The organism is Sphingobium sp. GW456-12-10-14-TSB1 (assembly GCF_059424385.1).
This window is the reverse complement of the sequence record NZ_JBWKZI010000002.1, coordinates 681,605-706,007: the sequence shown is the minus strand read 5'-3', so window position 1 is coordinate 706,007 and position 24,403 is coordinate 681,605. Positions and strand designations below refer to the sequence as shown.

30 protein-coding genes are annotated in these 24,403 nt (G+C 60.1%); 9 read left to right on the top strand and 21 right to left on the bottom strand.

The genetic code is table 11. The features are described 5' to 3' along the window. Positions 1-163: 163 nt before the first annotated feature. The 5 genes from AC07X9_RS20515 to AC07X9_RS20495 form a co-directional block, all read right to left on the bottom strand. Positions 164-538, bottom strand: a complete 375-nt coding sequence (locus tag AC07X9_RS20515; protein WP_043150414.1) for a DUF6915 family protein — start codon at positions 536-538, stop codon at positions 164-166. Positions 539-550: 12 nt separating this feature from the next. Then, positions 551-1,006 (bottom strand): DUF6878 family protein, encoded by a 456-nt coding sequence (locus AC07X9_RS20510; RefSeq protein ID WP_176342137.1) that lies wholly within the window; start codon positions 1,004-1,006, stop codon positions 551-553. Positions 1,007-1,197: 191 nt separating this feature from the next. Next, positions 1,198-1,428, bottom strand: a complete 231-nt coding sequence (locus tag AC07X9_RS20505; RefSeq protein ID WP_086486026.1) for a DUF6117 family protein — start codon at positions 1,426-1,428, stop codon at positions 1,198-1,200. A 65-nt stretch (positions 1,429-1,493) separates the two neighbouring features. Next, on the bottom strand, positions 1,494-2,507 hold the full coding sequence (locus tag AC07X9_RS20500; RefSeq protein WP_086486027.1) for a DUF2493 domain-containing protein: 1,014 nt from the start codon (positions 2,505-2,507) through the stop codon (positions 1,494-1,496). 76 nt (positions 2,508-2,583) lie between these two features. Then, on the bottom strand, positions 2,584-3,087 hold the full coding sequence (locus tag AC07X9_RS20495; RefSeq protein WP_086486028.1) for a DUF736 domain-containing protein: 504 nt from the start codon (positions 3,085-3,087) through the stop codon (positions 2,584-2,586). A 350-nt stretch (positions 3,088-3,437) separates the two neighbouring features. Here AC07X9_RS20495 and AC07X9_RS20490 point away from each other — a divergent pair, with 350 nt between their 5' ends. Continuing rightward, complete coding sequence (locus AC07X9_RS20490) at positions 3,438-4,871, top strand: DUF6880 family protein (RefSeq protein ID WP_086486029.1); 1,434 nt, start codon at positions 3,438-3,440, stop codon at positions 4,869-4,871. A gap of 17 nt (positions 4,872-4,888) precedes the next feature. Here AC07X9_RS20490 and AC07X9_RS20485 read toward each other — a convergent pair whose 3' ends face one another. The 4 genes from AC07X9_RS20485 to AC07X9_RS20470 all read right to left on the bottom strand — a co-directional run bounded on the left by AC07X9_RS20485 (position 4,889) and on the right by AC07X9_RS20470 (position 6,123). After that, positions 4,889-5,095 carry a hypothetical protein gene (locus AC07X9_RS20485; RefSeq protein WP_086486030.1) on the bottom strand — a complete coding sequence of 69 codons (207 nt, stop codon included), beginning with the start codon at positions 5,093-5,095 and terminating at the stop codon, positions 4,889-4,891. Between the two features lie 151 nt (positions 5,096-5,246). Next, positions 5,247-5,534 (bottom strand): type II toxin-antitoxin system RelE/ParE family toxin, encoded by a 288-nt coding sequence (locus AC07X9_RS20480; protein ID WP_086486031.1) that lies wholly within the window; start codon positions 5,532-5,534, stop codon positions 5,247-5,249. After that, positions 5,534-5,803: a type II toxin-antitoxin system ParD family antitoxin gene (locus tag AC07X9_RS20475; RefSeq protein WP_043150469.1), complete on the bottom strand. Its 270-nt coding sequence runs from the start codon at positions 5,801-5,803 to the stop codon at positions 5,534-5,536. The genes AC07X9_RS20480 and AC07X9_RS20475 overlap by 1 nt, the downstream gene beginning before the upstream one ends. A 104-nt stretch (positions 5,804-5,907) precedes the next feature. Continuing rightward, on the bottom strand, positions 5,908-6,123 hold the full coding sequence (locus AC07X9_RS20470) for a DUF5983 family protein (RefSeq protein ID WP_086486032.1): 216 nt from the start codon (positions 6,121-6,123) through the stop codon (positions 5,908-5,910). Between AC07X9_RS20470 and AC07X9_RS20465 the strand changes: the two genes are divergently transcribed. Next, positions 6,064-6,261 carry a hypothetical protein gene (locus AC07X9_RS20465; protein ID WP_176342138.1) on the top strand — a complete coding sequence of 66 codons (198 nt, stop codon included), beginning with the start codon at positions 6,064-6,066 and terminating at the stop codon, positions 6,259-6,261. The two genes, AC07X9_RS20470 and AC07X9_RS20465, sit on opposite strands and share 60 nt — an antisense overlap. A gap of 5 nt (positions 6,262-6,266) precedes the next feature. On the opposite strand, the gene AC07X9_RS20460 is transcribed toward AC07X9_RS20465, so the two are convergent. The 5 genes from AC07X9_RS20460 to AC07X9_RS20440 all read right to left on the bottom strand — a co-directional run bounded on the left by AC07X9_RS20460 (position 6,267) and on the right by AC07X9_RS20440 (position 10,840). Continuing rightward, positions 6,267-7,934, bottom strand: coding sequence for a sensor histidine kinase (locus AC07X9_RS20460; RefSeq protein ID WP_140159608.1), 1,668 nt, complete (start codon positions 7,932-7,934; stop codon positions 6,267-6,269). Between the two features lie 126 nt (positions 7,935-8,060). Continuing rightward, positions 8,061-8,465: a DUF5983 family protein gene (locus tag AC07X9_RS20455; protein WP_140159609.1), complete on the bottom strand. Its 405-nt coding sequence runs from the start codon at positions 8,463-8,465 to the stop codon at positions 8,061-8,063. A 69-nt stretch (positions 8,466-8,534) separates the two neighbouring features. Further along, entirely contained in the window at positions 8,535-8,747 is a 213-nt protein-coding gene (locus AC07X9_RS20450; RefSeq protein WP_086486035.1) for a hypothetical protein, read from the bottom strand. 101 nt (positions 8,748-8,848) lie between these two features. Next, positions 8,849-10,045: a DUF932 domain-containing protein gene (locus AC07X9_RS20445; RefSeq protein WP_086486036.1), complete on the bottom strand. Its 1,197-nt coding sequence runs from the start codon at positions 10,043-10,045 to the stop codon at positions 8,849-8,851. 186 nt (positions 10,046-10,231) lie between these two features. Continuing rightward, positions 10,232-10,840: a hypothetical protein gene (locus tag AC07X9_RS20440; protein ID WP_140159610.1), complete on the bottom strand. Its 609-nt coding sequence runs from the start codon at positions 10,838-10,840 to the stop codon at positions 10,232-10,234. On the opposite strand from AC07X9_RS20440, the gene AC07X9_RS20435 reads away from it, so the two are divergent. Continuing rightward, positions 10,839-11,810 (top strand): Ros/MucR family transcriptional regulator, encoded by a 972-nt coding sequence (locus tag AC07X9_RS20435; RefSeq protein ID WP_086486037.1) that lies wholly within the window; start codon positions 10,839-10,841, stop codon positions 11,808-11,810. The two genes, AC07X9_RS20440 and AC07X9_RS20435, sit on opposite strands and share 2 nt — an antisense overlap. Positions 11,811-11,919: 109 nt before the next feature. Here AC07X9_RS20435 and AC07X9_RS20430 read toward each other — a convergent pair whose 3' ends face one another. The 5 genes from AC07X9_RS20430 to AC07X9_RS20410 form a co-directional block, all read right to left on the bottom strand. Then, entirely contained in the window at positions 11,920-12,156 is a 237-nt protein-coding gene (locus AC07X9_RS20430) for a hypothetical protein (RefSeq protein ID WP_086486038.1), read from the bottom strand. A gap of 56 nt (positions 12,157-12,212) precedes the next feature. Continuing rightward, positions 12,213-16,529 (bottom strand): strawberry notch-like NTP hydrolase domain-containing protein, encoded by a 4,317-nt coding sequence (locus AC07X9_RS20425; RefSeq protein ID WP_086486039.1) that lies wholly within the window; start codon positions 16,527-16,529, stop codon positions 12,213-12,215. Positions 16,530-16,652: 123 nt separating this feature from the next. Continuing rightward, positions 16,653-18,713, bottom strand: a complete 2,061-nt coding sequence (locus tag AC07X9_RS20420) for a ParB/RepB/Spo0J family partition protein (RefSeq protein ID WP_086486040.1) — start codon at positions 18,711-18,713, stop codon at positions 16,653-16,655. Continuing rightward, the gene (locus AC07X9_RS20415) at positions 18,710-19,660 is read right to left on the bottom strand and encodes a DUF7146 domain-containing protein (protein WP_086486396.1); all 951 of its coding nucleotides are present in this window, start codon (positions 19,658-19,660) and stop codon (positions 18,710-18,712) included. Before AC07X9_RS20415 ends, AC07X9_RS20420 begins: the two co-directional genes overlap by 4 nt. A 4-nt stretch (positions 19,661-19,664) precedes the next feature. Beyond that, positions 19,665-20,042 carry a sigma factor-like helix-turn-helix DNA-binding protein gene (locus AC07X9_RS20410; RefSeq protein WP_086486041.1) on the bottom strand — a complete coding sequence of 126 codons (378 nt, stop codon included), beginning with the start codon at positions 20,040-20,042 and terminating at the stop codon, positions 19,665-19,667. Positions 20,043-20,313: 271 nt separating this feature from the next. Between AC07X9_RS20410 and AC07X9_RS20405 the strand changes: the two genes are divergently transcribed. The 6 genes from AC07X9_RS20405 (at position 20,314) to AC07X9_RS20380 (ending at position 23,522) form a co-directional block, all read left to right on the top strand. Then, positions 20,314-20,895: a helix-turn-helix domain-containing protein gene (locus AC07X9_RS20405; RefSeq protein WP_086486042.1), complete on the top strand. Its 582-nt coding sequence runs from the start codon at positions 20,314-20,316 to the stop codon at positions 20,893-20,895. Between the two features lie 54 nt (positions 20,896-20,949). Next, the gene (locus AC07X9_RS20400; RefSeq protein WP_086486043.1) at positions 20,950-21,285 is read left to right on the top strand and encodes a hypothetical protein; all 336 of its coding nucleotides are present in this window, start codon (positions 20,950-20,952) and stop codon (positions 21,283-21,285) included. Positions 21,286-21,329: 44 nt separating this feature from the next. After that, positions 21,330-21,776 (top strand): hypothetical protein, encoded by a 447-nt coding sequence (locus AC07X9_RS20395; protein WP_489009458.1) that lies wholly within the window; start codon positions 21,330-21,332, stop codon positions 21,774-21,776. Beyond that, positions 21,686-22,348: a JAB domain-containing protein gene (locus AC07X9_RS20390; protein WP_176342139.1), complete on the top strand. Its 663-nt coding sequence runs from the start codon at positions 21,686-21,688 to the stop codon at positions 22,346-22,348. Before AC07X9_RS20395 ends, AC07X9_RS20390 begins: the two co-directional genes overlap by 91 nt. A 156-nt stretch (positions 22,349-22,504) precedes the next feature. Then, the gene (locus AC07X9_RS20385; RefSeq protein WP_086486045.1) at positions 22,505-22,879 is read left to right on the top strand and encodes a helix-turn-helix domain-containing protein; all 375 of its coding nucleotides are present in this window, start codon (positions 22,505-22,507) and stop codon (positions 22,877-22,879) included. A 49-nt stretch (positions 22,880-22,928) separates the two neighbouring features. Continuing rightward, positions 22,929-23,522: an alpha-ketoglutarate-dependent dioxygenase AlkB gene (locus AC07X9_RS20380; RefSeq protein ID WP_086486046.1), complete on the top strand. Its 594-nt coding sequence runs from the start codon at positions 22,929-22,931 to the stop codon at positions 23,520-23,522. 10 nt (positions 23,523-23,532) lie between these two features. Here the strand turns inward: AC07X9_RS20380 and AC07X9_RS20375 are convergent, their stop codons facing one another. Then, positions 23,533-23,724, bottom strand: coding sequence for a DUF6961 family protein (locus AC07X9_RS20375; protein ID WP_086486047.1), 192 nt, complete (start codon positions 23,722-23,724; stop codon positions 23,533-23,535). Next, positions 23,721-24,371 (bottom strand): SOS response-associated peptidase, encoded by a 651-nt coding sequence (locus tag AC07X9_RS20370; protein ID WP_086486048.1) that lies wholly within the window; start codon positions 24,369-24,371, stop codon positions 23,721-23,723. Before AC07X9_RS20370 ends, AC07X9_RS20375 begins: the two co-directional genes overlap by 4 nt. Positions 24,372-24,403: the final 32 nt, after the last annotated feature.

Below are 24,403 nucleotides of genomic sequence, written 5' to 3'. Positions count from 1 at the left end.
CCACACTAAAAAGAGTTGAGAGAAGAGAGGAGGCTCCCGAATCTGGGGCTCGATGCCCCTGATTCGGGAATGGATCCTGGGATGACCTGGCGATATTACGCCATCAGCAAACCCCGTTTGAACATAAACACTGCCGGGGCATCGCGCCTAAATATGCCAAAGTTCAGGCCGCCGCCGCGGTGATAGCAAAGGGATCGACCAGGCTATGGATAGGCTGCGCTCGTCCCATCCATGGTTCGGGCTTGATGGCGCGAACCCAATCGGCAAAGGAAGGAATAAATCCCAGATCCTCGATGACATGCTGTTCGGCGATCAGGCGCACGGGAACAATGCGGCCGGTTGAAAGGGTGATCGTTGGTCCGAAAAAATGCTCCGCCATGAAAATGCCTTCGGCATGATGGCGCAGGCTTCGGTGCCGATAGTCAGCGATGATCAGTTTGGACGGCTCGTCGAACCATTGATGGAGAGGCAGGAAATCTTCGGCCTCACCGCCCCATTTGCGTACGCTCGAAAGCGCATGATGATAGCAATGTCCCATGATGCGCCTCCTTTAGAAATGGTGGGTAAATTCTTCCGTGGCGGTGTAGCGGTCATAATGGTCGAGCCGGATCGTTCCTGCGGCAACATCAAAGGTAAATTCACCAAAGGCCCCGTCTCCATTTTCCCAGCCCGGATGGGCTGAACCCAGTAAATGATAGGTGATATTTTCCACGGCCTGGCCCAGCGGAACAGTCTGCGATTTAGGGATATCCTCGCCCCAAGGCAGGACCAGCATGTTCACCGGTGTATCAGTTATCGGAAGGCTGATGCCCTTTGCATCGCGCGCTTCCATCTCTTCGATCTGGCCACTATCGCCCGATCCATCGAAACGGATCAGCACCATGGCCATGCCAGCAGCCGCCAATATTGCGAAAATATTGGTCTTGTTCACCGGCAGAAGCTGGGCCTCCTGCGCTTCCCGGCGCGCCCATCTGGCCATGATGTCGTCTACCTCTACAGGCGACACAGACCCATCGCCCCGTTCTGATCCTTCTTCCATGCGCAGGCTCCTTCATAGCTACGCGATGATCCTGTCATCGCGCCACATCCCCCCTCCTCCGCTCCTATCCTGGGGCCGCAAGCTTGCAGTCGCTCACTTAAGAGCAATGCCCCGACACTCGCCTTAGACGCCTGCCCGCCACGCGCGCAGATCTGCGATCAGAATGTTTCAGGATTTCCCGGTGGCACATAGGCGAGGTAGGGATCGCCTTCACACAGATGCCCGAAAGGCGTCATGATATAAGCCTCTCCATCCCGTCCAACCGCGCACAGAACATATTTTGGTTCGCCCGTCACGGAATCGGTACATTCCATCAGCGCAAGATTGCCGTCTTCCGCTGCCCGCAGCAGCGTTTGAAAATTACGGCTGTGATGATCTGGTATCGCCATATTGGCCTCCCCAAAAAAAGGGGACGGTCGCTCATGCGCCGTCCCCGGTTTAGTAGATTGGACGATCAGGCAGCGGCGCTGCGCCGGCGCATAGCGCCAGGCCTGCCCACGGCCTCGGCCGGGGCCTGATCCGCCTTGCGGAAGGCATGGATTGGAATGCCCGCCTTACGCAGCGCCTGGTATAGATTGGCCTGAATGCCCGAACCTTCGCCCAGCACCGCTTCGACGGGTTTCAGTTCCACCATCTTGCGGTTGCGCAGGAACGGGGCTTTGCGACCGGACCCCGCCAGAGTGTAAGCGACCAGCGGCACGCCGCGGTCACCGGCCCAGGCCGCGACGATCGCGTCGAACCCCTTGCGCTGGGCTGTTGTCACCAATGTCATGTGCGGCACCCGCTTGCGCACCAGATCGAGCCGGTCCCATATCGGTTGCCAGTCATGCCAGTCGGCATGGCCGGAGGCGACCACAATCGGGCCTTTGGGCAGATAGCGCTCGCGCGCAGCCAGATCGCGGGCGCGCATGAAATCCTGCACTGCGATCTGGGTGGCGCTGGATGCAGGCGACGCCCGCGTCCCCCGGGAGGGCGACCAGGGCCAGCCCGACTGGGCGCTATACATATGGGCGGCATAGTCGCGCATACATTCGATCGCTTCGCGCTGTTCGGTGGTCGACTGGCACAGCAACTGCCGTTCTTCCAGCTCGCTGTTGAAGACTTCGGAAAGATCGGGCCGCCGCAGCATGTCGCGTAGTTCATCGACCAGCGCGTCCTCGCGCCGCTCTAGTCTGGACGCCACGAAATGGAAGCTGTTGACGAACCCCCAGGCGATCTCGGCGGCCAGCGGTTCGAGCCGGGTACCAGAAAACAGGTCGAAGATGGTGGCAATGACGGCCCCGCATTCGGCCTGCGCGGCAAGCGGTTCGGGCATGTCATGTTCGCCTGGGCTTTCGCCCGGCTCAATGATGCTGAGCGGAATCGGATCACCAAAGGCCCGCTGAAAATCGGGACTGGCGGTGATGGCGGCATAGAGCGTTTTTAGATCAGCAAAGCTGTCGATGCTGCGGGCATTATCCTGGGACATGGATTGTCTCCTGGGTGATGGCATGACAAAAAAATGGCCGGAGAAGCGAACGCCTCCCCGGCCACAGTGCGGATGATCAGCCGTTCAGCCGTTCAAAGTCGGCTTGCCTGTCGAACCCCGCGTCGGCACCGGCCAGCGACCCGTCCATGCCAGCGGTGCTACCGCCAAAGCCGCTATCCTCTGCCCGATCATAGCCAGCGTCACCGCCACCCATCCGGTCATAATTGGCGGCGCCAAAGCCAGTGCCGCCAAAGTCCGAGCGCAGCGTGTCACGCCGCCAGGCGATCGAATAGCCGCCATTGTCGGTCGGGAAAAAGGCCACCGGCAGCGGTTCGGGCAGGCTGGGATCATCGATATTGCCGGCGAGGAATATTTCGCCCGACTTTTTGGCCACCGCTTCCCACAACGCACCGACCTGCACCCAGCGCCGTGCGACGTTGAGCGCGAGGATTTCATAGACCGGCGCACGGGGGTTCTGGCTGTCGACCTTGCGCAGGCCGATGCGGGGGAGATCGATGGTGCGGGTGGCGACACGGCCTTCCAGACGACCATTGACGATACGAACTTCTCCGATGTTCATTGACTTAACCTTTCCAGATAATCGCTCGAAACCCATTTCCGGCGACAATCTTTTCAGATCCTCCTCTCCTCTGATCCTGCCCTCGCCCCCTGCGCCACTGGTAGCGGCGACCCGCTGCCTTTCCGCCTTATGCCCCCAAGGCCCCACGCCCCACCGCGCCTTCTTTTTGGTCAAACCCCCTCCCCACGCGGCAGGGATGTGCGCCCGTCAGGGCCAAGACCCGCGCAGCGGGGCTTGGGGCGCAAGCCCGCCAGCCCGGTGCCCGCGCACCGCGCGGGCAGCCGCCCGTTCCCAGTTCCGATATCATTCCACTCTTGACGCCCATCGTTCCGGGACGACAGAAATGGCGCATGGCCACATCCAAAACCCTCAATCAGACCAACCTTGAAGCGCTTGGTGCCCAGCGCCTGGCGCAGTTGCTGCTGGAGCTTGTGACGGGGGACGCGCAGGCCAAGCGGCGGTTGCGGCTGGAGCTGGCCAGCGTGCGTGGCAGCGGGGATGTTGCCGGCGAGATCGGCAAGCGGCTTGCGACCATCGCCAAGGCGAAAGCCTTTGTCGACTGGCACAAGGTCAAGCTGCTGGCAGCGGACATAGAGACGCAACGGAGAGCGATCATGGATCATGTTGCCCCCCATGATCCGGCGACGGCGTTGGATCTGCTCTGGAAGCTGGTTGCCCTGGCAAGGCCGGTGTTCGATCGCTGTGATGATAGCAGCGGCCAGATCGGCACGATATTCGCCACTGCGTTACCCGATCTTGCGCCCTTGGCCGCGGCAGCGAAAATGCCAACCGCCCGGCTAGCGGACAGGGTATTCGATAGCGTCTGCGACAATGGCTATGGCCAGTTTGACCGACTCATCTTCCTGATGGCGCCTGTTCTGGCGGAAGGCGGCCTCCGCTTGCTCAAGACCAGGTTCGAGGCGATGGCGACAAACCCTCCGAAACGCCAGGCACAGGCCGGGCGGCAGGTCATCGGCTATGGGTCAGGCGGCGTCCTCTACGAGGATGATATGGAGATCCGGCGTCACGCCCGCACGGTCCAGACTGCGCTGCTGGACATTGCCGATGCGCTGGGTGATGTGGATGCTTTCATAGCCCAATATCCCGTCGAACAGCGCGACAATCCCGCCATCGCCGCGGCGATAGCCGAGCGCTTGGGCGACGCGGGCCGGACGGACGAGGCGATGGCGGCTATCGAGCACGCGCAGGCCGTACGGCAGAAAGGTGGCCACTGGCCGGATTGGGACCGGGTGCGGATCGCTATCCTCGATTCCCTGGGCCGCACCGACGAGGCGCAGACCGAACGATGGGATAGGTTCGCCAAGGCGCTCGACGCGCAATATCTGCGGGCCTATCTCAAACGCCTGCCCGATTTTGACGATCTCGACGCGGAGAAGAAGGCGCTGGCCCATGTCCGCGCTTTCCCGTCCTTATCCCATGCCCTGCATTTCCTGCTCGCCTGGCCTGATATCGAGGGCGCGGCAGCTATGGTGCTGGCGCGCGCTGACGAGCTGGATGGCGATCCGTATGAACTGCTCAACCATGCTGCCGAGGCGCTGGAAACCCGCCATCCGCTGGCGGCCACATTGGCGCTTCGCGCGATGGTCGATTTCGCGCTGGAACGGACGCGGGTCAAACGCTATCCGCACGCCGCCCGCCATCTGGAAAGCTGCGCACATCTTGCCTGCAGGATCGATGATTATGGCGATCATCCCGACCATGAAACCTATGTGGCCTCGCTCCAGGCGCAGCATGGACGCAAACGGGGTTTCTGGGAGGGCTGAACGCAGACCATTTCTGTTCAAGCGACCAGCGCCACGATGGTTTCCTGCAATCTGGGCGCACGACTGGTCGTGCGGAAGGGCTGCAGAGGGTTCGCCGTGCGAAGGATGAACTGGCTGACGCCGGTCTGCCGCTGGCGTTGCAAGGCGACGGCGTAAGAGTTTTCGAACGAGGACAGTCGCTGGCGGCGCGGCGATAGCGATGCCGCAGGATCGGTGTTGGACATTGGGACTTCTCCATCAGGGGCTTTTTGCGCCGATGACTAACCAGCGAGCATCATCAATGCGGCATGACGGTTCGACTCCTGACAGGAAGGAAGTCGGTCCAGCTTAATGCGCGAGCAACGGCCGCCACGACCGGCCGATGCCATATCAGTCTTACGACAGGATAGTGCTCACATCCCGGGCACCGTGGAGAATGCGTTCAATGCGGACACTCCCCGGCACAAGCGTGTAGAAAATCACATAACTGCCATATACTGTGGACCGCAGATCGGGGCGAAGCTCGGAACGCACCGTGCCAGAGCCAGGAAAATCGAGAAGCTTTGTGCAAGCCGCTTGGAGTTCATCGATGAATGTCAACGCCCGATCAACATTATCCCGGGCAATGAAACTGGCAATATCTGTCAGATCAGCGTCGGCTGCCGGCGAAAACGAAAGATGCATCACTGCTCCTTGTTGGCAGCGGCGATGTCAGCAATGCGTGCCCTTGCATTTGCGAAGGCTTGCTCCGCAGGTATGCCAGTCCCGCTGCTCGCACCCAGATCGATCTCGGCGCGTAGCGCCTCAAGCCGCGCCTGTCGCATGGCGTCCTGCTCCTCTAGCAGACGCAGGCTGTCGCGAATGACCTCACTGGCCGATGCATAACGACCGGTGTTCACCTGTTGCTTGATGAAGCCCTCGAAATGGGTTCCTAAGGTGAAGCTGGATGGCATAGTCAAACTCCTTTCCGGCCCAAATATCACTTTATGATATAATTCTGCAAGAGCCGCGCTCGACAGAATGCTGACAAGCAGGTGACGAGAGGCGAAGTGCTCCCTCAATCTGCATCGAATATCGGCCAGCAAGAGGATGGAGGTTCATCCCGGTCGAACAGCAGCCAGGATGCTCCGCTCGCATCGGCTGCCGAAAGAAGCGCCCAAAGTTGAGGCGAGATGTCCGGCGGATCGGCGGCCTGCCAGGCGGCGATGCCACAATGAACGAAGAAGCCGTAGAGATGGGGTTCGATGACCAGATCATCATGCGCGACATGCAATCGGCCATCGTCGCCGCGCTGATCAGCATTTCGATCTTCTGTCGCTCGGCGAGCGGAATATGCATAGTGGACAGGGTGAACATCGCGGATCGTCGCATATCAGGCCTCCCCCAGAGCAGGACTTTTTGGATGGTCTAAAGGCGTCATGGCGCCGGTTCCAATGTCAGTTCGACGCCCGTACGGGTCGCTGTAACCGTGAGAGTGCGGTCCGGCGGTATCAGCCATTGCACTTTATCGGTAAGCCTGTCGCGGATTTGCCGCAGCAGAGCCTCCTCCTCGCTCAGCAGCAACGCATAAGCGTTGTTACGCGCGCTTCGTTGAAAATTATCCTGTTGGGTTTCCCAACTGTCGCAATCGCTGTCATCCGATGCCCTAAAAAGGCTCTGTTCCATTTGCCAGGCCAGATCATCGGGTGAAACGACGGCGTTGCCTCCAATAAGGATGATCGCATCATCGAGATCATAGCCTTCATTGCGACACACCAGTAGTTCAAGCGGGAAGCATCGCTTCGTAAGCGTCGCACCAGGCAATGCGCAATCGGCGATCCCCAGTTCGAGCGTGATTGCGTCGGCCCGTCCCGATGTGCAGGACGGATCCAGTTCGGTGTCGGCCTCATAGATATGTTCGAGGCCATTTTGTTCGATCACAAAGGCAAGAGTCTGCAGGCGGGGCAGCCTGTCATACCAGTCATAGCCGGAAAATTCCGGCGCGATCCGTACCGTGCGCATGCCGAGCTTTTCCGGCGCATCCAATATCGGCGCAGCGCCTTGCTGAAGATCTATCTCCATTGCGGGCACGACCAGCATATCAGGAGACGATATGGGTTCGCCCTGATCGCACCCCATGCTGTCGGCGGTCATTGGTGCCCAGCATGGAAGCCAGGGCGCTGCATGCGGCAGCATGATGCCCAATGCCCTGGCGCGCGTCCATTCCGTAAAGCCCAGTCGATGGTCGCCATTGTCGCAGATCATCCGATAAATAGCGGCTTCTGCCGCGATCTTGAGCGCGTCGAGCCCTGCATTGCGGATCATTTCCTTGCGCGCAGGCAGGACCAGTTGCAGATCGGGCGCGTCGATAATGTCGACCTTCACGCACCATTTGTCGATTTTGCCCACCTCCGACACGAACGGCAAATCGCAAGGCACGGTAAGCCCATGAAAATTGATGCGGGCCATGTCGATCGGCTGGTAGCCGCGCCAGCTGAAAATGCCGATGCGGCAGCCCTGCCAGTTTTCGACCCGCACAGCCTCGGCGAGGAAATCCTCCCGTGGCAGAGGCGTGCCTGACAATGTCACCGGCAGCGGAAAATAGCGGGCGGCGTTGCGGGCGGCGGCCAACAAATTCTTGGTCCATGCGTCCGGCAAAGCGATGCGCAACTGCGTACCGCCGGTTATGGCGCAGGGCTGGATCGCGAGCGGCTCTGGGCTCTGCCAGCCCTGTTCGGGGATCTCGACCATCCAGCCCCTGCCCGCGCCGCACGACCAGGATCGTACTTCAACTTGACGTCCTGCAAGACTGAACATGCCCATGCCGGCCGGATCTTCGCGGTGGGCAACCGCATCATTCCAGCCAGAATAGCCAAGAGTCAGCAGCGCAACCGGGTCATCGATGCCCGAACCGTCATCACTCACGACAAGGATGGGGGCACCATCAGAGCCTTCAAGATCCAGGGTTACAGCGCTGGCGCCAGCGCGGCGGCTGTTTTGCAGAAGTTCGTTCAGCACATCGTGGATCGTGCCATTGAACAGGCGCGTGACGCGCGTGATGAGGGACGCGCCCACCTGTGGGGTGATCCTGAGAGGTAAAGCCATGATATGTGTCTCCTTGGACAGGCGGTCATTTTCCGCCCCTTGTCAAAGTCCCCCTCCCCTCCGATCGCAAATGCGCCGCTGCCAGGCCGATCCACGCAAAGCGATTTGCCGCCGCGTGCTTCATGTTCACCAGTCATGCACGAGCAATTGCGGCAGCGTTGGACCATCGCAGTCGAAATGCAGCAGATCGATGCCGCGCCGCCGCGCAAAGAGGATGGCCGCCATCAGATCGGCAGGCAGGGCGCGCTCGCAATCGGCTGACATAGAGCGGGTCGACAGAAACCAGCCATGAGCGTTGCGCGCCACGATGGTTGGCGCTTCATGGGCGTGGCCATTGCACCAGCTGTCAAGCAACAGCGCCGTGTTCATTGAGAGATGCGCGGTGGAAAGCAGCTGATATTTGCCGATCACGCCAATTGCGGGCGTAGGCGACTGTTCTGCAGGTCGGCTGCGCAATTCAGGATGGGTGCGTGCGGGCATGGACGATCCCGCCAGTAGCGAGGCAAGGCCGCGCATTGCAGAGGAAGGCATAGGAAAACTCCTGAAATATATGGTGTAGGAGATGTGTCTGCGCGGCGACATGGCGCGGTAGACGCACGGTCAGGCCAGCGATGATGTCGCCGTGCGCCGAAGATCCGGCACTCGACTATTGTCGTAAGCGCTCTCGCCCGACAATTGCAGCGCCTGCTGCTCGGCGCGATACCAATCGGGTGCATCGATCTGGTATGTTTCACAGGCATAAAGGTCAGATCCGCTGAAGAAGTGGATATCGACGCGAAAGCTTTGGAGCGAATGCTGGGACGAGGTCCGCATGATGGCGTCCTTTCAAGGGCGAGCGTGACGATCGCCTTCCAACGACCGTCACTGGTGGGGGAATGGGGGATTGGGCGACGCGGTGCCGGGATCAGCCGGGTTTAATGCGCCCGTTCGAGTAAGCGGCGTCCCTTCGCCTCAACGTCGAGACGGCTGTCCTGGTTGGATTTGGACCGGGCATGGGCGGTGATGCCCTGGACAAAGTCGAAAATGCTGGCAGGCGGATGACCTTCTTCGGCCAGCACGGTGGCGATGATCTTGCCGGTTTCGGCTTTGGAAAAACCCTGACCTCGCAGGAATGTCTGGCGATCTTCGTCGCTGCGGGCAACGATGCGCTCGCGCGCGGCGCGGATGCCCTGGATGAAGCCGCTGGCGGAGGAATCAGCGAAGTTTTCAAGTGCAGGCGCGGCTTCATGGGCGAAGCGATTGGCGGCAAACTTGGAGTGGCGGATCGAGATTTCCTCGAAATTCTCCACACCCCATAGATTGCGATTCATGCAGACGGCGCGCAGGTAGAAAGTGGCAATGCCCAGCGTCTTTGACCCGACTTCCGAATTCCAGCAGTAAAAACCGCGGAAGAACAGGTCCGGATCGCCATTGGCAAGACGTCCGGCCTCAATCGGGTGGGTATCATCCACAAGGAAGAGGAAGACATCGCGATCGGATGCATAGAGCGTCGTGGTATCGCGGGTTACATCGACAAAGGGGTTATAGTGCATCGAAGACCAGTCGAGGACGCCGGGCACTTTCCAGCGCGTATCGCCCACGCCGTCGCCCGCGATCTTCATGACTGCGGCGACCAGCTCATGATCCCAGATGCGTCCATAATCAGGACCTGTGACCGCGCGCAATTCAGCGCGGCCATTGTGCGTCTGAAGCAGCTTCACCTGTTCGCCGCGATGGGAGAGCAGGCCATGCTGGAGATTGATGCCAGCAAGCGCTGCGGGCAGTGAGCGCAGATAGGAAGCGGGTGCACCGACCAGGCTGGAGAGCTGGCCAAAGGACCAGTTGGTGGGCGCGATAGGCATATCCTCGCCTGGCAAGAACAGGGTCAGGCGTTCCGGATTATCGGCACGCGCTTCAACCCGGAGCGATCGGCTTTCGACGATCCGTGTCGTCGCTCGCGCGGCCCTTGTGCGGACATTGTCGTAAAGGTCTGTCAGCGACAGGAATTTCTCGTCATCGGGACGCGAAAACCATTCTGACGAGACACGGCTGACATTATGGCCGCGGGAAATATCGACGCGATAGGCCCCTGTTACCGGCGCACTGTCGACAGGTATTGCAAGACTGGACATGGGAGGCTCTCCTCATAGGGTCATGAAGCCAGGGCAGCGCCACTGATCCTCGCAAATCCCTTCCCCCCTCCCCTCCGCATGTGGGGCCACGGACTTGTGTCCCACAAACAGCGTGTCACCGTTCAGATCACGTCACCGCTCAGGGCGGCCGACAAGGCGTGATGCGTGCTTTCAAATTCGAGGCGATCAGAAAAGATGGGCGCACCACCCGCCGCGAAAATGTCCGACGCGCGGTCTGGAACAGACTTCCGCCCATTCAAAACCGATCGGTGCCTGTGCCAGGCTTTGGGCGCAGGAGCGCTGGATCAGCTTTTCGATCGGCGCAGGCTGAAAATCCGTCATCCCGCAAATCACCACTATTCGCATGTCCCGATTATCGCGGTCGACGTCGATCTGGAGATCAGCACCAAAGTCGGGGAAATCGCGATCGTCGAAGATGCTGAGCAGGCCTGACCATGGATCGTCTTCATCAAGAGGGGGAAACAATGTAGTGAGTGCGGCGGAGGGCGTGTCTGGCTCGACGTCATCGCGCAACGACATTACGGCGTACCAGGCTTGGTCCAATGTTTCGGCCTCTTCCACATGACATGTGAACGCAAAACTCCCCTGAATATATATGTCCGCCACTGTCCATATGCTCCTGTACCGGTTTACCTGCCCAATCTGTTTGCCTGCACAGACATGGCTCCCCCTCCCCTTTGACAAATCACGGCCCGGATGGCTAAAGTCCTGTTTTTGAGCTGCGGCTCCTGCAGCGCCGACATTCTTACCATGCCTTGGACAGGATATTCCCATGACCGATGCCGACCAGCCCGACTACACGGTTCTGACCGTTCAGTTGCTCAGCGCCTATGTCACCAATAATATGGTGCCAAGCGCAGATCTGGCAGGGTTGATCCAGTCGACTCGCGCAGCGCTGGTGGCGCAAACATCGGCAGCGGAGGCAGAGCCCGTACCGGAATACACGCCTGCAGTCAGTGTTCGCAAAAGTCTCGCCTCCCGCGAGCATCTCATCAGCCTCATCGACGGCCGGCCTTATAAAACGCTCAAACGGCATCTGGCCTCGCATGGCCTGACGCCCGCGCAATATCGTGAGCGCTATGGTCTTGCTTCAACCTATCCCATGGTTGCACCGGGCTATTCCGCGCAGCGCCGGGAAGTGGCGCAAAGGCTCGGCCTTGGACAGCGTGGAACTGCAGCAAAAGCCGCCTCAGCGAGCGCTGCTAAAGCGTCGCCGGCGACGAGCGAGACGACCGCCGCCGATGTCTCTACCGAACAAGCGTCTGCGCCTGTGACGGGCAAGGAGCGGAAGGTAAAGACGCCTAAAACGACGGTCGCAACAAGCCGGGCCAGGCCCACAAGCAAGGCTGTATCTGCGCTCATAGCATCAACCGCCGATGAGAAGATGTCCGCAACCGACGCTCCAAAAGATCCAGTCATAACGACATCTGCCGACATTTTACCACCCAAGGCATCGCGCAAGGTGAAGGCAGCAGGAGACCAGCCTGTCGCCAAGCCTGCGCGAAAAACGCCTTCCAAAGTCAGCATATCGGCGACATCTAGTGATGCGATCGCCCCACCTGTTGACACCGTCAAAGCCTCGAAGCCTGCGAAAGCGAAACGTCAATCGAGCGTCACCGCGAAAAAGACGCCAGTGCAACCCGCACCCAAAGCTCGCTCTGCAAAGGCCGTAAAATCCCCTCGAAAGACCCTCGGTATCAAAACGCCCGACGCGCAGCCCGCGCCGGAAATGGCGGAAAGCTGACCTAGTCCGAGACATCGAGATAAGCAGGACAGCCGCCGGGGTGCTTGGGTTCCATAAGCTTCGGCGGCCAATGTCTGACCATAGGATTGGTACCTACAAGTCCAGATATTCAGGCTGTCTGGATCTTTTCAATCGCAGCGGCAACATCCTGGATGTTTCCAATCGCCATCGCCATTCTGCGCAGTGCTTCTTCGCGCGTGTCGCAATCCTCGGGGGTGCCCAACTCAATCATCAGAAATGTGAAGAGCGTATCGCTTACTGCGCGAACCTGCTCGATATCTTCGACATGGGCGAAGTCACCCTCGCAATAGGCGTCGGCGCATGTACGCTGAAACGGATTGAACATAAGTTTCCCCTGTCAGATGAGCGGGTTTGGGTATTGCCATGTCACACGTGGCCGTCTCAGCGTCGCTCCGCGATGATCGCGTCGAGTATTTCGACAGCCCTGTCGACGGGAACGAAAAGCCGCGTGCGATACTGGATGATCTCGCTGAACACACCGCGCGCTTTCAGCCAGGCGCGGTCATCAGCATCATAGTCACGGATTTCAAGGCGACGGGCACTGTTGACGAGAACATAGGCAAGACGCGCTTTACCAAGACCCGGTATGGCGACTTCGTCCCCAGCTTTTACGGCAGTAAGCAGGTCTCTGGCACCGAGCCTTATGCCCTGTTCCAGTCCAAAGGCTGCCTGCAGTTTTTCGACCGCGCCCGGACGAATGATCCGGCCTAAGATGGATGTGCCCGCGCCATTATCGATACGCCACACGCGCACATCGTCCTGTGGTAGCCTGTTCCAAACAGGCAGAAGAAGGCCCGTCGCGACCCAGATGGTCTCGAGGTCGAGCCGTCCCTCCGCGGCGGCTACCTCCTCGTCCCAGAAAGCCTTGAATGTCTGGGCATCGATGCAGGCCCAGTGACTATGCGCGAGCGATGCCCGGTCGATCCGCGTCGATCCAGTGGGCCGGACAAGCTGGCACATGAGAATGGGTCGCCCTTCTTCATCGGTGATCGACCAGGAGGGCAATTGCAAGGCGACGCGCCCGGAGCGGCTGTTGCGCAACCAAGCCATGTCATCGATGCCCTGATACCGCTGGTTCAGGATGTGCCATGTGGTAACGCGGGGCCGGATGTGAAGCTCGAGGCGCAACAGACAGGTCTGCGCGCCGGTCACCGGATCTGTGCGCAAAATCTGCTCAAACAAGGTCTCGATCCGCTCGGCGCGAATAGTCTCGACTCCAAGGTCCAGCGTGCCCGCCGCGCGTGCTGCGTCCACCCTCGCCTGGATAAGACCCATATATTCCTCAAAGATCGCATTCTGGATCGTGATCCGCAGCGCCAGGATGCGATTGAGCCAGCGCTGGATGGGCGGGAGGGTTTCAAGCAGGTTACCGCCCTCATCGACGAGCTTGAGACCAGTCAGTGTGACGAAGTCGCCCATCGTCACGCTGGAAAGCTTGCCTGCGAAAAGCAGCCGATACCATTGCCCAAGCGCTTCACGCGCATAGTCGCTTTCAAGATTGTCGGCCGGATCGAACATATTTTGGCCGCCCGTCTGCCGTTGTCCGCGAGTTAGGGCTCCAAGGCCATCCAGCCTTCGCGCAATCGTGCTGATGAAGCGGCGTTCGCCCTTGCAGTTAGTGGTCACAGGCCGGAACACCGGGGGGCAGGCCTGGTTGGTACGATGGGTGCGTCCAAGCCCCTGGATCGCGACGTCGGCACGCCAACCTGGTTCGAGCAGGAAATGGATGCGGCGTTTGTCTGCGCTTTTGCTGGCAAGATCGGCATGGTAGGAGCGCCCGGTGGATCCGGCGTCGCTGAATATCAATATGGGCTTGACCCCTTCCATAAACGCTCGTGTTTCGCTGATATTGGCATGTGTGCCGCGCCGCTCGACCTGCTGCCGCCCGCTGCTATCAACGACGATCCGGCGTGAGCGCCCGGTAACCTCGGCGACCTTGTCCGCACCAAAATGCGCGATGAGCGCGTCCAGGGCAGCAGGGATGGGAGGGAGCGCGCACAGATCCTCGATCATCGTGTCGCGCGCATCGAGCGCTTCCTGGCAATGGACGGGCTGCCCGTCGGCATCGATCATCGGTTCAGAGCGTAGTTCGCCGTCGCTGGCGCGGTACACCCGCATCTGCCGGGTGGGAAAGGCCGATGTGAGATAATCAATCAGGATTTGAAGCGGCGACAGGTCAAGATTTAAGCTGGCACGATCTTCCGCACATAAATCGGCAAGACGGCGTTCCAATATCGCTTCGGCTGTCGTGACGAGTTGCACGACAGCAACATGGCCGACGGCTATCTCTGCCTCTATGGACTTGATCAGGCTCGGCACCTTCATCGCAATCAACAATTGCGAGAAGAAGCGCTGCTTGGCACTTTCAAATCGACTGAGCGCCGCGCCTTTGGCCTGGCCGTTCAGCGTCTGACCCGACATGGCATCGACGACGCCGGAAGTGCCCAATATCTGGTGCAGATTGGCATGGATCACCGCCCACCCATCCGCGAAGGCATCATAGATGGCGATCTGGTCAGGGCTCAATCGATGTTCGAGCGGATCATATTCTACTCCGGCAAAGCTCAGCGCCCGCGCGGTGTAGAGGCCGGTGGCCTTGAGATCCCGCGCCACGATCTCCATCGCGGCGATCCCGCCCCCGTCCATCGCCGCCATGAAAGCACTGCGGTCGGTAAAGCCTGTGCCCGGCCCCCACAGGCCAAGGCGCGAGGCATAGCTGAGGTTTTCAGGCTTGGTGGCACCCGTCGCGGACACATAGGCTATCCGCGCGCGGGGCAGGGCATTTTGGAGGCGAACGCCCGCCAGGCCTTGCTCTGACCCCTTCGCCGTTCCAAAATCGCCTTGCGTGCCCGCAGCGTTGCCCATCGCGTGGGATTCATCAAACAGGATGACGCCCTCAAATTCAGCATCGGTCCAGCCCAATATCTGCTGCAGGCGTGAGATGTTGTCCTGACGGACCGAGCGCAGCGTTGCATAGGTGAGGAAGAGAATGCCAGACGTCATGGCGATCGGCTCACCGAGCGGGAACGCATCGAGCGGCTGGATATCGATCGGCAGGCCGCCAAGGGCGCTCCAGTCCCTTCGGGCGTCTTCGAGCAGGGCAGCACTGCGCGAAATCCAGATGGCACGGCGATTACCCCTGTTCCACTGGTCAAGGATCAGGCCCGCCCCTTCCCGGCCCTTGCCAACGCCTGTGCCATCGCCAATGAAATAGCCCGTCCGATAGGCGCGCCCTGCAGGATCTTCATGGAGTTGATCCCCTGCTGCATTGGGCGTGAACGTACCGGGCAGATCGCGTGAAAAGGCTTCGCCTGCATGGATGATGGTTTCCAGTTGCGCCTCGGACAGGGCAGCGAGCGCCCTTGGTTGTAATAATGGCTGCCAGCGCGGTACGGGCGGCAATACTGATCCCATGGCCAGGGATTCCACCAGATTGTCGGGATGAGGTGTCGCACCTTCGATCGCAATCCGCGCAAGCCGCCAGGGCGCATAGATGCCAACAGGCTCGCCTACCGGCAGAGGCGTGTCGCGAACGGCGTAGGAAAGCGGAACAGCATTGGCATTGTTTGCTGCTATACGCGCCGGCGCGGCGAGCGGCGTGGCGGACAAAGTGCGAAACAGCGATGCCGCCTCATCCTTTGCCTTTGGGCGAGGGAGATGGAACGCGACGGCAGGACTTGGTGGCTTTGGCAACGGCGGGGGTGGCAACAAGGCAGGTGGATCGAGCCGGTCAGGCAGTGCCAGGACGAGATCAAGCGCTGCGTCCAGATTATCGGCGACATGACTTTGTCCCTGACCATGCCATCCCTTGTCGAATAACAGCAGTCGTACAGCGATACCGGTGCCATGTTTGGCAAAGGGGCTGCCCAGGATGGTTATTTCAGCGCGGGGCGGGATCAATTGCGCGATCGTCGCATAGGCGTTTGCGCCGCTGCCATCAGCAGCAAAGCCAGGTGGCATGATGGCGACACAGCGACCGTGCTGGCGCAGTCGTAGCAAGGCCGAGCGCAAATGCCGCGCCCCGGCCTGCCGGTCATTGCCGCGTCCCTCGCTGCGACCGAAGGGCGGATTGATCAGGACCACAGAAGGATCATCGCCCAGGGGCAACAGGTCATGGATATATTCCGCGTCATGGCAGGTGACAGCCTGCCCGATGGCAAGCGTGAGCAGCGCCGCGCGGTCGGGATCGCGTTCATTGAGCGTGAAGGTGCAGCGTCCAGGCGGAATGGGTCCGAGCAACATTCCCGTGCCTGCCGATGGTTCGAGAATATGATCCTCTGGCCCAAGGCGTGCTGCCTGAACCGCCAGCCAGGCGAGGGTCAGCGGCGTGCTGAACTGCTGCATCTCGATCTGCTGTTCGCTGCGATAGCTGTGCGTGGGCAGGCTGGTTTCAAGACGGCGCAAAGCGGCGTAACAGGCAGTCGGATCTCCGGATCTGGCGATGCCACTATTCCCCCGCCGCAGGAACAGTATCAGGGCGATTTCAAGCGCATCATAGGCCTGGCGCATCGACCATGCGCCTTGTGCATCGCTCGCGCCAAAGCTTGCTGTCATCAGCTTTCGTAGGGCATGTCGGGTCGGTATTTGCGATTGCGTCAGACTGCCGGCGAGTATTGTCGCGACATCGAATAGGCGTTGCGCGCATGAACGCGTTGCGACGGGATCAGGCTGCTGCGTAGCGAACAAAGGAAGAGTCATAAAAATCTCCAGGGCTCGGACCCGATCGGTCCACACCTCGTCCGCTCCCCTTCCCTCCCAGGACGGCGGACAGAAAAAGGGACCATGACGACACATCATGGTCCCCAGCATTATACCCCGGGCTCAGGCCGCCTGCGCGACGCGGTCCTCTCCAGAATCTTCGTCAGGCGCCTCAGCAAGCGCTTCCGCCGCAGCATCTCCATCGACACTGACCCGCCCGACGCCACAATCGGCATCGCCATCTCCGGTGAGACTGGCTTCAGCTTCACCAACCGGCACAAAGCGCATGGCGTCCGGCAACCATTGCAGCGCGCGTTCCTTGACCTCTGCCTCGACGATGAGATCGCCGCTGAACAGTCGCTCGGCCGAGAGCGCAAGATCATGCTTCTTCGACGCCGCGTAGCGGGAACTCAGTTCCAGGCCGCCGACCGTTTCGAACGCCTGGAGGATCATCGCCTTGCTGACCCGGTCGAAATAGTTGCGCGCGGTCGGTCGCCACCAGGCGGTAACATCGATCCCGAACTTGACCCCCAGATGGTCGAGAAACACGCTGCCGGTCCGCCCGGCAGGCACCGCCTGGACCGTCCGGGCAATTGCCCAGCTGAACCAGGCAGCCCGTGCCTCATGGCTCAAAGCGCAAAAGGCGTCATAGCGTGTCCGCACATCGGCATGATTGATCCAGCATCGATCAAGATCTTTTTCCAGCTTGAGCCACTGTCCGGCGGCAGGCGTATCGCTCTCATAGCCATGAAGCGGCGATGCGGGGGCATTGGCGCGCAGGTCGGTGGCCCGTTCCGCGCTGCCATAGGTGCGCGTTGCCGCGTCAGCGATGAAGAAGGTGGCGAGATCGAGCGCGAACCGCGGATCGCTGGCGATATGGACGCGCAGAAGTTCAGCCTTCATTTCAGCGAGCTCATCGGCAAGGCGCTGGCTGATCTTTGGCTGGGCCGGCGCCACCTGTGCTGGCGCGCAATCCGCATCCGCATCGCCTTCATCATCACCGGTCGAATCCTGCGCATCGTCGGCCTGTTCAGCCGGAACATGATAAAGCTGTTCGTGGACGCGCGGCTGACCGTCGGAACCGATCACCACATAGGCCAGTGCGGACGCCTTTTGCTCCTCGGTCAGAATCGGTGCCCGTTGCCGGATTGCCTCATATTCAGCATTCAGCCGATCATAGCGCGCTTCGACCTCCTCCTCGGTCTCGTCGGTTTCAACCGGGTTCTCGAACGCTTCCAGTTCCACTTCGATATCAGCAAGCCGCTGTTCCTGCTCTGGCGTCAGCGGTGGCTGTTCGCCCTCAAGGGGCTTGAGATCCCAGGTTGCGCTATAGGCAATATGGGTGGTCGGCACGATGCGGACATCGCCAAAGCCTTCCCGTTCCCGGATCGCTTGCGCCGCCTGCGCCAGCCTGTCGGTCGCCAGTTGATCGAGCAGGTCGCCATCGATCCACATCTCGCTCGCATCGTCGGTGAACAGGTCGCTGTCGATCCGGCCACCGGCGGCCACATAGGCCTCGCGGCCGACAAGCAGGGCTTTAGGGTCATTGCCACTATAGCTGCCTTGGGCAAGCTGGCGCCGGATCTCGTTTAAATTATTGCGGTAATAGCTCTGCCCCAGAGTTTCGAATATCTGCGCCTGCCGGACGGTATCGGGACTGCTGGCATAAGCCGTGGCGATCTCGAGGCTGATCTCACCGTCGCGCAGGGCATCAAAAATGCAGGGCGTCAGATCCGCGAGGCGCAGCCGTCCCAGCACGAAGCGCTCGGACAGGCCAAAGCGTTTGGCGATCTCGGCCGGAGTCTTGCCTTCGGTTTCGACAATATCCTGGAAAGCCCGGCAGGTGTCGGCAGGGTTCATGCTGAGTTTGAAGAAATTTTCCTCAAGGCTGGTGGCGATCGCATCTTTCGCGTCGCGCAGGACCAGTACAGGCACCTGATAGTCTGGCGCAAAGACGCCCTTTTCGATGAGACGATGCACCGCATCGAGGCGCCGTCCGCCCGCGGCGATACGATAATGGCCTTTCTTGCGCGCGACCGGCACGCCGATCAGATTCTGCCTTACGCCCTTGGCGGCGATATTGGCCTCAAGCTGGGCGTCGGCGACAGCATCGCTGGACTTGCGGACATTGGATGGCGACTTGCTGAGGTTCGCCGCGGCAACGAGAATGGGAAGCTGGTTCATCGACTTAGATCTCCAGGCGCCAAAGACCCGACCATCGGGTCTTCCTGCGCCACATCATCCAATCCCCCTCCCTCCCTTGCCTGCTGGACATCGTTCCAGTCATTATAGCCTGATGGCGGCCAGATATGCCTGACTGGCCTGCCGGCGCCGCGATACGCCGCCAGCGCACGCATTGCGGCGATTTTGCCCGCACGATCGTTGTCGGGCAGGATAATTAGCCGCTTAACCGACGCGGGAATGGCAATGCTGTGCAAGCGCTCGCTGCCGAGCGTGGCCCAGACCGGAATGTCGAGAAAGGACATGGCCGACAGGGCCGTCTCGATGCCCTCGGCAAGGCCAAGAATATTGGTAACTGGAGCCAGCATGACGGCACCATGGCCGGGTCGGCCCAGCAAACGACGGGCCGGTTGTACCTCGGTAGCGAGACGGGAATAGCGAGGATCAAGGAATGTCCGGTGGATGGCGACAATTTCTTCTCTGTCGCGCACGGCAGCAATCATGGCAGGGCGAAACTCAAGCCCCGTGTCGGTTCGCAAGGGCGTTCGCGGATGAAAACGCAGCCATTCTCCCAGATTGGTGATGGACCGCGACTGCAGATAGGCCTGCGCCAGCGTGTCAGCGATCGGTCGGCTCGCACGCCAGATGTCCCTCGCCTGGCGCCGGAAACCGGATTGGAAATCGCGCGTCGAATGATCTGGCTCATGACAAGCTGCCAGCGCCTGATGGTCGATCCGTGCGATTGCGCGCAGGACATCGCTGGCATGGCAGCCTGCAAAGCATTTGAAGAGCAGAGCTGTCTTGCCCAGTCGGACAGAAAGGCTGGGATCATGATCGTCATGGGCCGGACAAAGGCACAGACCGCCAGACGAGGCCCAGCGGCCGCCCAGACGGTTGACCAGCAGCTTTGCGCGCGCTTCCATTACAAGCCGGTCGATGGGAACCGTCATTTCGTCAAAGCCTGTTGCGCGCAACGATCGCTACGGCTCGCCGTAAATGGCGACGAACCCGGCGGGGGCGGATCTCGAAGGTTCGCGCAATGTCGTCAATCTCCATGGCATAACGTACGCGCAGCAAGAGAAAGAGCCGGGTCAGGGTTGGCATATGTTCAGCGCAGCGTGCGGTCATATCGGTTTTGTCGGAAGGCAAAGCAGATTGCTCGCGAGGCCATGCGGATCGGTCCTGCGACCGCTGCTTGGTTAGAAGATCATGCCGATCCGCTTGTTCCTGGTCATCGAGCCAGACAAATATAGTGCCTATGAGAGCCTCATCACTGCGACAACGCAGGCAGGCGAATATATGGCGCGCGAGGCGGACGATAAGTGCGTTCATGGTGGATATCCGTTGGGACGTTCTGGCCGAAACCGGCCACGATCATCCCCTGTCCATCCCCTCCCCTCTATGCCCGGAGGTCTGGATGGCGGCATCCCGCACTAGGTCAGTCGCGACATCGCTATGCAAATTTTCTTCAATTCGTCTCAATTGCTCGGCCAAATGGTTGCGTTTGCGTTGCAATTTCATGACATTGTGAGCGGGGCCGCAGAGGAGATATCAGGCGCGACCGATCTGCCCCGATGCGTCGCAAGGCTGGAGACAGTGCGCGATGATGAACAAACCACCCGTTCCGCCCGACATTGCGGTATTCAGGACAAGGCTTGCCAGCCTTACGGGTCGGCAACGACAATGCCTTGTCCTGGTGGCGCAGGGCTATTCCAGCAAGGAAATTGCTACGCGACTGGGCAATAGTTCCGGCCGTGTTGACAAGCATATATATGAAGCGCGCGGGAAGCTGGGCGGCATTGGTCGGCAGCAGGCGGCACGCCTCGTGGCTGCCTATGAAGCGGATCGCACCGAGACGTCTTTGGGGGCCCAAAAAATAGGCGCCCAATCTTTGGTTCTGCCATTCCCGGCTGCGTCTGGCCAATCTGATTCCTCTGACGATCAAGTGGACGCAGATATTGCCGATGCCGGTTTATTGGCCGCACAGCAGGAGGGCTACCATGGTTCGGTACGCTTTCCCCTGATGGGCAATTTTCTGCCATTCCGCACAAGCGGGAGGCCCGACAATGACCTGAATTCGAACATGACGTTGATTGCTCTGGCGATCATGGCGGCGCTTGCTCTTGTGATGGCAGGATCGGCCGCGTCTCTGCTCTCGGCGCTAGACGCCCTGGCTCGCCAATAGAACCAACATTTTTATGTTTTCCCTGTTCACCCGCTTTTGCGGGAAGGAGATTCTATGCGTATTAAACGACAGACCATCGCCAAATCGGTTGCCGAGCGGCTGTTTGCTGCCGAAGCTGCGCTCGATATTGCTGCTGCCCGGATTGCCGAACTCAACGCCTCGCTACCTCTGGCCCGTCTTGATGCCCGTTTTGCGGCCGCGATCGGCCAGGAGGCTATCGCGACATCTGCCGCTGCTGTCATGCTGATTGCGCAGACACGCGAGCAGATGGTCATAACCCACGCCCATCTCAAACGGGCCAGCGATGATGTTGGCCTCGGGCAAACCGCCTATGGCGATCTTTTCAAAGTTGTCTCGCATGATCAGCCTGCCCATCTGCGCGTCGTTTGACGCGCACGAGACGATTGACGCAATGCGGCTACCTGGGTTCAATCATGGTCATGACCCGGCAAATCGCGTTCCTGACCCTGCTCATTGTCAGCACCCTCTATGCCGCATGGCGGGGCGGCACGCCCGAAAGGATCGGCGCTGCAGCCCTGCTGGGCGCTGCCTGTCTGTCCGTAGGGCTTGTCGACCCGTTCGGCGACCGGTTCCATCATATCGAGATCGCCATTCTCCTGGTCGATTTCGCTTTATTGAGTGTGTTTATATGGCTTTCTCTACAAAGCACACGGTTCTGGCCGCTCTGGGTTGCGGCGATGCTAGGCGCAGAGGTAGCCGTGCATCTGATGCGGATCCTGATGCCGGCGATTGTACCGCGTGCCTATGTCGATGCGCTGGCGGTGTGGAGTTGGGTGGCACAAACCATGCTCATCGGCGCGACCTTTCGACATCGCAGCCGGATAAAACAGCGCGGTGTCGACAGGCCCTGGAAGAGCTGATCGCGCTCACCTGTCCGGCGCGCGCGCCCGAACTGGCGCAGCGGCTGGTCGACAGGTTCGGTTCTTTTGCTGCAACCCTCTCTGCGCGGCGCCAGGACCGGATGCGCCTTCTGGATGGCGCGCTATGTGTCGAGCGGACATTTGAGTGCCTGCAAATGTCTATCCACCATATTCTGCGCGGAAAACTCGCCGGTAAATCGATACTCTCGAACGAACAGGCACTGCTGGACTATCTGCGCGCCACCATGGCATTCGCGCCGGTCGAACAGTTGCGGGTGCTTTTCCTCAACGCCGTCAATGAGATACTGGCAGATGAGGTGCTGGCTACCGGCACCATATCTCATGTGCACGCCTATCCGCGCGAAATCATGAAGCGATGCGTCGAGATAGGCGCGACCGCAATTTTTCTTATTCATAATCATCCATCGGGCCAACCTCAGCCTTCACGGGCTGACCGGGCCTTCACGAGGAAGATTGTCGATGCCGCACGCTGCCTGGATGTCGCGGTCCATGATCATCTGGTCATCGCCCATGCCGGACATGTGAGCTTCCGCCAGGCGGGGTATCTTTAGCCCCACGCCCCGCCGCGCCGCACAGCAGGCGTAGCCAGAAAGGCGGCAACCACTTCAGGCGAACTGCAATGATCGATGTGGCTGTCAAACATGGCCCGCTCGTCCACGGGCCGAAGAGAGGAGCGAAGGGTCAGTATCCAAAAAAGGAGGCATGACATGACGCAGATATATCCCCCCGACAGACGTATCGATATGTGCCGCAGGCTGGTGGTGATGCGGCGGACGATTGGTGAGGCTATTGGCTATCGTCTATGCCCCAGCCCTGTCTGGGACATGCTGCTCGATCTTTACCTGGCGCAATATGAGAAGCGGGAGGTCTATCTCTTTTCCCTGTATACCGCCGCCCCCGACATTCCGCAATCGACCGCCCACCGCAAGATCGCCGAGATGGAAAAGCGGGGGTTGGTGACGCGGGACATTCCTCGTCCTGATGGGCGACGCGTCGCGATTTCGATGACGGCCCAAGGCCTTGCCATCGTCGACCGTCTGCTTGATCGGATTATTGAGTTATGGGAAGGCGGGAAATCATAAATCACCTATGCGATTGCCTTCTAAGCGCAGCGTCCCAATTTAGGCATGGATGGCCAGCCTGTTTCCCGATCTGTTCGAGCCCCCGAAAATTCCGGGCCTCTCCTATCGTGACGACCTTCTCTCTCGCGACGAGGAATTGAGCCTGATAGCCGGGATCAATGCTACCACGCTCGAGCCATTTCGCTTCCAGGGCTGGCTTGGCAAACGCCTGACCAGTTCCTTTGGCTGGCGTTATGATTTTGACGATGCGCGCTTCGGGCCGACCGATCCCATGCCTGATTGGCTGCTACCTACGCGCGGCAGAGCCGCCGCCTTTGCCGGCCTTGAGCCTGCTAGCCTCGCCCAGGCGCTCCTCATCCGCTACGATCCGGGCGCTGGCATTGGCTGGCACCGCGATCGTCCGGTATTCGACCATGTCGTTGGCATTTCGCTGGGCGTGTCCGCACCGCTACGCTTTCGGCGGCGCAAGGCCGGCGGGTTCGATCGCGTCACCGTCCCGCTAGCACCGCGTTCGATCTATCACCTTCAGGGTGAAGCGCGGCATCAATGGGAACATAGCATAGCTGAAATGGAAGAAACCCGCTGGTCGATCACCTTCCGTACGCTGTCAGACACACTGACGGACCGGAACATGGTCAGATAGCAACAAAGCTTCAGTGCTCCAGGGCGCCTGCATCAAGTAGCTGATCGAGCCGTGTTGCAATGTCGAGCCATCGCGTCACTCCTGCCTCATCACCCGCCAGTGCGAGAGTTCTTACTCTTTCTGCGATAAATTGCCCTGCATCGGCGCCATGTTGCCGCTCTACCGCCAGTGCTTCGGCCCAGCGCTCAAGATCGCCCCTCACAGGAGCGACGGCGCGGATGCTGCCACTCGTGGCTTGTTCCAGGGATCGCTGGTGCGCGTCATCTCGATGAGGTGGTCGGGGAAGCAGCGATCCTGGAAAGCGACTGCATCCTCGAACGATCCGCCCAGCCAATGGTCATATTCATCCTCATGCAAAAGCACAGGCATGCGATCATGCACCGGGCGGATCGCTTCATTGCAATCCGTCATGACGCCTGAATAGACCGCGCCCCATTCCTGGCTTTCTCGCCAAAGTCCGGCCCAGGCGAAAACAGGCCGCTCCTTCAGATTGAACCAGGTCCGGGTCTTGCTCCCTTTCTCGCCTTCGGCCTCTGCAAAGGCAGTCAGCGGGATGAGGCAACGCCATTGGGGCTTTCGCGCGAGGCCGATCCACATGGGTTTGCGCAGGTCGGCAATGTTATTGACAGGCTTTGGCTTGGATCCAGGCTTCATGCCGCGCAGGACCAGCGGAAACCCCCAGACCATGGATTGAAGGACGCGCTTTCCTTCCGTCTCGCGCACCACCATGCCGGGATAGCCGGGATAGACTTCGTCCGGCACGTTCATGGCGGCGATGTCGGGCGCTTCGACGCCGAAATGCGCCGCCACCTCGGCTGCGCTTAGTCGCTCGGTATAAAGAGTACACATCGTCGCACCTGCCTAGTCGCGCCGCCCGACTG